This is a genomic window from Schwartzia succinivorans DSM 10502, assembly GCF_900129225.1.
Classification (GTDB): Bacteria; Bacillota; Negativicutes; order Selenomonadales; family Selenomonadaceae; genus Schwartzia; species Schwartzia succinivorans.
This window is the reverse complement of the sequence record NZ_FQUG01000006.1, coordinates 76,311-82,768: the sequence shown is the minus strand read 5'-3', so window position 1 is coordinate 82,768 and position 6,458 is coordinate 76,311. Positions and strand designations below refer to the sequence as shown.

The 6,458-nt window shown below is 52.0% G+C and carries 6 protein-coding genes; all 6 read right to left on the bottom strand.

Annotated features, from left to right (window positions below; translation table 11 throughout):
* Nucleotides 1–405: 405 nt before the first annotated feature.
* Nucleotides 406–942, bottom strand: a complete 537-nt coding sequence (locus BUA83_RS08470) for a hypothetical protein (RefSeq protein ID WP_072935812.1) — start codon at nucleotides 940–942, stop codon at nucleotides 406–408.
* Nucleotides 943–1,013: 71 nt separating this feature from the next.
* Nucleotides 1,014–1,733: a 16S rRNA (guanine(527)-N(7))-methyltransferase RsmG gene (gene rsmG / locus BUA83_RS08465; protein ID WP_072935811.1), complete on the bottom strand. Its 720-nt coding sequence runs from the start codon at nucleotides 1,731–1,733 to the stop codon at nucleotides 1,014–1,016.
* Nucleotides 1,730–3,613 carry a tRNA uridine-5-carboxymethylaminomethyl(34) synthesis enzyme MnmG gene (mnmG, locus tag BUA83_RS08460; RefSeq protein ID WP_072935810.1) on the bottom strand — a complete coding sequence of 628 codons (1,884 nt, stop codon included), beginning with the start codon at nucleotides 3,611–3,613 and terminating at the stop codon, nucleotides 1,730–1,732. Before mnmG ends, rsmG begins: the two co-directional genes overlap by 4 nt.
* 25 nt (nucleotides 3,614–3,638) lie before the next feature.
* Nucleotides 3,639–5,018: a tRNA uridine-5-carboxymethylaminomethyl(34) synthesis GTPase MnmE gene (mnmE, locus tag BUA83_RS08455; RefSeq protein WP_072935809.1), complete on the bottom strand. Its 1,380-nt coding sequence runs from the start codon at nucleotides 5,016–5,018 to the stop codon at nucleotides 3,639–3,641.
* Nucleotides 5,019–5,097: 79 nt separating this feature from the next.
* Entirely contained in the window at nucleotides 5,098–5,736 is a 639-nt protein-coding gene (gene jag, locus BUA83_RS08450) for an RNA-binding cell elongation regulator Jag/EloR (protein ID WP_072935895.1), read from the bottom strand.
* Nucleotides 5,737–5,741: 5 nt separating this feature from the next.
* Nucleotides 5,742–6,452, bottom strand: a complete 711-nt coding sequence (locus tag BUA83_RS08445) for a YidC/Oxa1 family membrane protein insertase (protein ID WP_234988305.1) — start codon at nucleotides 6,450–6,452, stop codon at nucleotides 5,742–5,744.
* Nucleotides 6,453–6,458 lie beyond the last annotated feature (6 nt).

Genomic DNA, 6,458 nt, shown 5'->3' with positions numbered 1-6,458 from the left:
GCGGTATTAGGGTGCATGCAATCGCCGATGAAAATGGCGTAGAACTCGACCGATTTATGTTTCAATACCGCGAGCGGTATTAGGGTGCATGCAATACTGTGTCCGCGAAGCCTTGCGTACACTGCCCCGAAAACAGGGATTTGGAAAACCTCCGTAAAAATTTGCATTTTTCGGGTTCTCCCCGCGAAAATGTGTTCCAAAATTCATTGGAGCACAGGCTTCCAAGCCTCTCCCAGTAAGGCTTCCCGCGTTTTGCTTTCAAATTGGAAAACCTCAACGAGGATATGCGGATTCCGCGGCCTCCCGAAGGTTTTCCACCTGAAAAAAGATTAACGCAAATTTTCTCTGCTGTCAATACTGACGACAATTTCCCCATTCAGCTCTTCCTGACTCCACAGTCTTTCATCAGACGGAGACTCTGAACACGTCCTCCAGCACGTCTCCCGGGTCAGCGTTGTCCGGGGCGTACTGCACCACACCGTGGTATATGCGGTCCTCGATGCTCTCAGGCACCAGGTCCTCCCATTTCATGGGGTCGTACTTTCCGGCGTTTATATCGTTGTTTGGACGGCCGTTTACCTCCAGCTCACAGAGGAACTGTATCTGCTTTTTATCCTTGCGGATAAGATAGTGCTCCAGATAGTAGGTGCCTGAGCTTTCCGCTGTGCCGTCGGAGTTGGACAGCAGCTCCCGTGTCGGCACCAGCTTAATCCACACGTCCAGCATCTGCTTTTTCTGGAAGGGGATTTCCCTGCGCTTCATATTTTCCTTGTCAAGATAATATGTGTAGGAGGAATCCCTGTATATCACAACGAATTTTTCTTCCTTTGTTTCCTCTGCCGCTGTTTCGCCGTCATCAGCGTAGGCAGCCGAAGGAGCCGCAAAAAATCCTCCCGCGCAGACAAGCACGGCAAGAAGCATATTTATCCAGCGTTTTCTCATTACCCTGCACCTTCCTTACTAAATCTCGTACATATAGTATTCGACCTTGTAACAAAAAATCCTTTTTTCCCTTAAAGAATAGGATTTTTTTCAGGGGTTCCTGCTTTTCTCGGATAGACGGAGGGAGTCTTTTTTTCCTTTCTTATATATATGATTCCTCTCTTATCCTCCAGCCCCGGAAGCTTGATTTCACGGAGGTGAGGCTCGCCGCCTCCAAGAAGCTTCACGGCCTTTTTTGCTTCCTCGGCCTCTTCCTCGTATTTCGCGCCCTTCATGGCAGCGAAAAATCCTCCCACCCGTACAAAGGGCAGGTCGTACTCTGCGAGAATCGGGAGTCTTGCAACGGCACGGGATACCACGGCATCGAATTTTTCGCGGTACTGCTTCTGCCTTGCGGCCTCCTCCGCCCGGGCGTGGACGCATACTATATCAGAAAGTCCCAGCTCCGAGACAACTGTTTCAAGGAATTTCACCCTCTTGTTCAGGCTGTCAAGAAGTGTGACCTTTAGGGAGGGGCAGAGAATTTTCAGGGGCAGTCCCGGAAAGCCTGCTCCTGTTCCGACGTCGATTACGGACATGCCTTCGCTGAACCATTTTTCATCATATACGCTGACGGAGTCAATCATGTGCTTTATCGCCACGTCCTTCGGCTCCGTGAGCGCCGTGAGGTTCATCTTCTGGTTCCACTCCACAAGAAGCTCCTGATAGCGGTCGAACTGCCGGAGCTGTGTTTCGCTCAGGGAAATGCCGTATTCCTCCGCGGCCTTTTTCAGTATCTCTGCAAAGCTCATTTCTTTTCCTCCTGCATGCGGTGCTGCTGCTCAAGGTAGATGAGAAGCACGGAAATATCCGCAGGGGATACTCCCGATATACGGCTTGCCTGCCCAACAGAGCGGGGACGTATTGCTGAGAGCTTCTCCCTTGCCTCGTCACGAAGGCTGGTGATGGAGCGGTAATCAATATCCTCTGAAAGGAGCTTGTTCTCAAGGCGCTCCATGTGGTTTACCTGCTCCTGCTGCTTCTTTATGTATCCGTCATAGGTGATGGCGATATCTATCTGCTGACGTGCTTCCTTTGAAATCTCAGGGAATCCGAATACAGGCTGCAAACGGGCGTAATCTGCCTCGGGGCGGCGCATGAGGTCATAAAGCGTTGTTACAACATGGATTGGCTTCATGCCAAGGGCCTCAAGCTTTTCATTCGTCTCGCGGCTGGGATTTATGCTGTTTTCCCGAAGGAATTTCTCAGCGCGCTCTATGTCCTCTTTTTTCATCAGGTATCGGGCGTAGCGGTCGTCCTTCACTAGCCCCACGCGTCTTCCGTATTCCGTAAGACGGAGGTCGGCGTTGTCCTGACGGAGAAGCAGACGGTACTCCGCGCGGGAGGTCATCATGCGGTATGGCTCCTGGGTTCCCTTGGTAACAAGGTCATCAATGAGAACGCCTATATAAGCCTCGGAGCGCTTCAGCACAAGAGGCTCCTTCCCCTTAACATACATAGCGGCGTTGATGCCTGCCATGATACCCTGTGCCGCGGCCTCCTCGTAGCCCGACGTGCCGTTTGACTGGCCCGCGGAGAAAAAGCCCCCGATGTTCTTGAATTCCAGAGTCGGCTTCAGCTGCAGCGGGTCAATGCAGTCGTACTCGATGGCGTAGCCCGGGCGCATTACACGGCAGTGCTCCAGCCCCGGTATCGTATGGAGAAAGGCAATCTGCACATCTATCGGCATGCTGGTGGACATGCCCTGCACATACATTTCCTGCGTGTGTATGCCCTCAGGCTCAACAAAGAGCTGATGGCGCTCCTTGTCGGGGAACCTGACTATCTTCGTTTCTATTGACGGGCAGTAGCGCGGCCCGATACCCTTTATTACACCGTTTGCCATAGGCGCGCGGTGTATGTTGTCACGAAGAATCTTATGGGTTTCTTCATTGGTATACGTGAGCCAGCAGGGAGTCTGCTCCCTTGTCACCTCGTCGCTCATAAAGGAGAAATTCCTTGCCTCCTCGTCACCGGGCTGCATTTCCATCTTGTCGTAGTCAAGAGAACGGGCGTCAACGCGGGCAGGCGTTCCCGTCTTGAAGCGCATGAGCTTCACCCCTGCCTTTTCAAGACAGTCGGAAAGCTTCATTGCTGCTCTCTGTCCGTTGGGGCCTGAGCTGTAGGTTGTTTCTCCGATTATGATTTTTCCCTTCAGGTATGTGCCCGAGGCGAGAATCACGGCACGGCAGAGATACACCTCTCCCGTTTCCACCACTACGCCCTTTACATGGCCCTCCTCAAAGAGGATTTCATCTATGAGAAGCTGCTTCACGTCGAGGTTTTCCTGCTTTTCGCAGGTCTCCTTCATGGTGAACTGATAGAGCTTTTTATCTGCCTGGGCGCGGAGCGCGTGTACCGCAGGGCCTTTTCCCGTATTCAGAAGACGGAACTGTATGCAGGTCCTGTCCGCGTTTATTCCCATCTCACCACCCAGAGCGTCCAGCTCACGGACGAGGTGTCCCTTTGCAGGCCCTCCCACGGAAGGATTGCAGGGCATCAGGGCAATGTTGTCCATACTGAGGGTAGCGAGAAGCGTACTGCACCCTATGCGTGCGGAAGCAAGCGCCGCCTCAACACCCGCGTGTCCCGCGCCTATGACTATTACTTCATATTCTCCGGCTACAAACATCTAAGTATTACTCCTTAATCCAAAACTATTTTCCAAGGCAGAAACGGCTGAATATCTCGTCAATAATATCCTCGCCAACGGTTTCGCCTGTTATTTCTCCCAGCTTTTCCCAAAGGGTGCGGAGGTCTATCACCACGAAGTCGGCACTCATTCCGTTTTCGATGGTATCAAGAACCGCGTCTATATCCGAAACAGCTTCATTCAGAAGATGGGCTTCACGGGCAGAGGCGACGAAGGCCCCCTCCTGCTCGATGGCTTCATCACCGTAAACACGGGAAAGAATTTCCTGCTCAAGAGCCTCTATGCCCTCCCCTGATTTCGTGGAGATTGTCAGAACGGTTTTCCCCGGGAGAAGCTTCTCAAAGCCTTCCTTTGTAAGCTCCGCCGCAAGGTCCCCCTTCGTGAGAAGCACGATGGCTTCCTTGTCCTGAAGAAGACCTATAATCTCCTCGTCCTCCTTTTGAAGGGTTGAGGACGCGTCAAAGAGCGCCAGCACCAGGGACGCCTTTTCGATATAGCCCCTTGAGCGCTCCACGCCCATCATTTCCACGCGGTCATCGGTGGCGCGGATTCCCGCGGTATCTATTATATGGAGAGGAACTCCTGCCACATTGGCGTATTCCTCTATGCTGTCCCTTGTCGTTCCCGGTATATCCGTGACTATGGCCCTCTCCTCATGGAGAAGGGCGTTCAGAAGGCTGGATTTTCCCACATTGGGACGTCCAACTATGGCAGTCTCAAGGCCGTCGCGAAGGATTTTCCCCGTGTGCGCCGTTTTGACAAGCTTTACAAGCTTTTCCCTGATATCCGATATTCTCTCACGGACCTCGTCAATAACCACATCATCAATATCGTCCTCAGGGAAATCTATGGAAGCCTCAAGATGGGCAATCATCTCAAGGATATCATGACGAAGCCCCTTTATCTCCTTTGATACCATGCCCTCAAGATGGCCCGCTGCCATGCGGAGGGACGAGTCTGTCTTTGCCTCTATAAGGTCCATGACAGCCTGGGCCTGGGTGAGGTCAAGACGCCCGTTCAAAAAGGCCCGCTTCGTGAACTCTCCCGGTTCCGCAGGTCTTGCCCCGTGCCTGAAGGTAAGCTCAAGGACACGGCGCAGAACGAAGCTTCCCCCGTGGCACTGAAGCTCCACGACGTCCTCTTTTGTATAGGAATGAGGCGCCCGCATCAAAATGACAACAGCTTCATCCACCATGCGTCCCCCGTCCATTATTTTTCCGTAATAGGCGCGGTGGGATTCCGCCTCCGTAAAGGAAGCGCAGCTCTTCGGCCAAAAAATCTCAGCCGCAGTCTTTACCGCATTCGGACCGCTGATACGCACTATACCTATTCCGCCTTCTCCGGGCGGCGTGGCAATGGCGCTTATGGTATCCTCCTGCTGCATCATATATTCCTCCTACCAAAAAAGAGCTGCCTCCGGTATTGAGACAGCCCTTTCACAGTTCTCTCCTTACGGACCGTCCTTATCTCTTCGGACGGTTCGCTTCGATTACGACCTTGCGGAACGGCTCCTCGCCGGAGCTGTAGGTGCGCACGCGCTTATCGTTCTGCAATGCCACATGTATGATTTTACGCTCGTGCCTGTTCATCGGCTCAAGCACAATCTTGTCCCCGGAACGGGAAACCTTATCCGCAAGACGGGCTGCAAGATGGCAGAGAGTTTCCTCACGTCTCTCGCGGTATTTCTCGATATCGAGAATGAAGTAAACCCTGTCCTCGGTACGGCTCCTGTTTGCAGCAAGATTTACCAGATACTGCAGGGCGTCCAGAGTCTGCCCGTGCTTTCCGATAAGCACACCGAGATTCTCACCGACGAGATTGAAGCAGACAGCATCCTCCGTCTTCTCCTCCTCGATTTTTACATCAAGGTCCATGGAAGCAAAGATTTTCTTCATGAAATCCTTTGCTGTATCCGCCGGGGATTTCTCTATACGGGTAACACGGACCTTTGCCTCGTGTCCCCCTATGATTCCAAAAAAGCCCTTAGAAGGTTCCGCAATAATCTCTACTTTAACTTCCTCGAGAGACGCACCAAGCTCATCAAGAGCTGCCTGGCGTGCTTCTTCGATGGTTTTGCCGGTCTTTTCAACACTTGCATCCATCATATTTACCCCTTCCTGCCCTTTTTATCCTTCTTTTTCGATTCCTTTGCCGCATTCTTGGGTGCTTCCTCGTTACGGAACATCCACCACTGCTGGCCAATCTGGACGATATTCATCGTTACCCAGTAAAGGACAAGACCTGCAGCAAAGTTCATACTCATCCAGCCGATGAAAAGAGGCATGATATACATCATCATCTTCATCTGCTGATTATTGTTGTCCGCGGTAGTCTGCTGCTGTACGAGGAACGTAGACGCCATCGACAGAATCGGCAGAATGTAGTACGGATCCGGCTCGGAAAGAGTCGGCATCCAAAGGAAGGCAGGATTTCCTCCCTGATACGTCGTATCCCGCAGGGCATAATAAATAGCCATGAGAATAGGCATCTGCACCAGCATCGGAAGACATCCGGAAAGAGGATTTACACCCTTGTCCTTATAAAGCTTGGCCATTTCGGCCTGAAGCCTCTGCGGATCTCCCTGATACGTCTGCTGGAGACGCTTCATCTCAGGCTGCAGCTCCTGCATAGCCTTCATAGACTTGATCTGCTTGACCGTCAGAGGATACATCACCATTTTAAGAACAATCGTCAGAATGATGATGGAAAGACCATAGCTCTCAATCCCCGCGGAGGACTCAAGAATACCGTGAATAAACTCCACGCCCTTCTGAATCATCAGCACGAACGGTTCAAACAAGGACCACAAAAAATCCAAAAAATC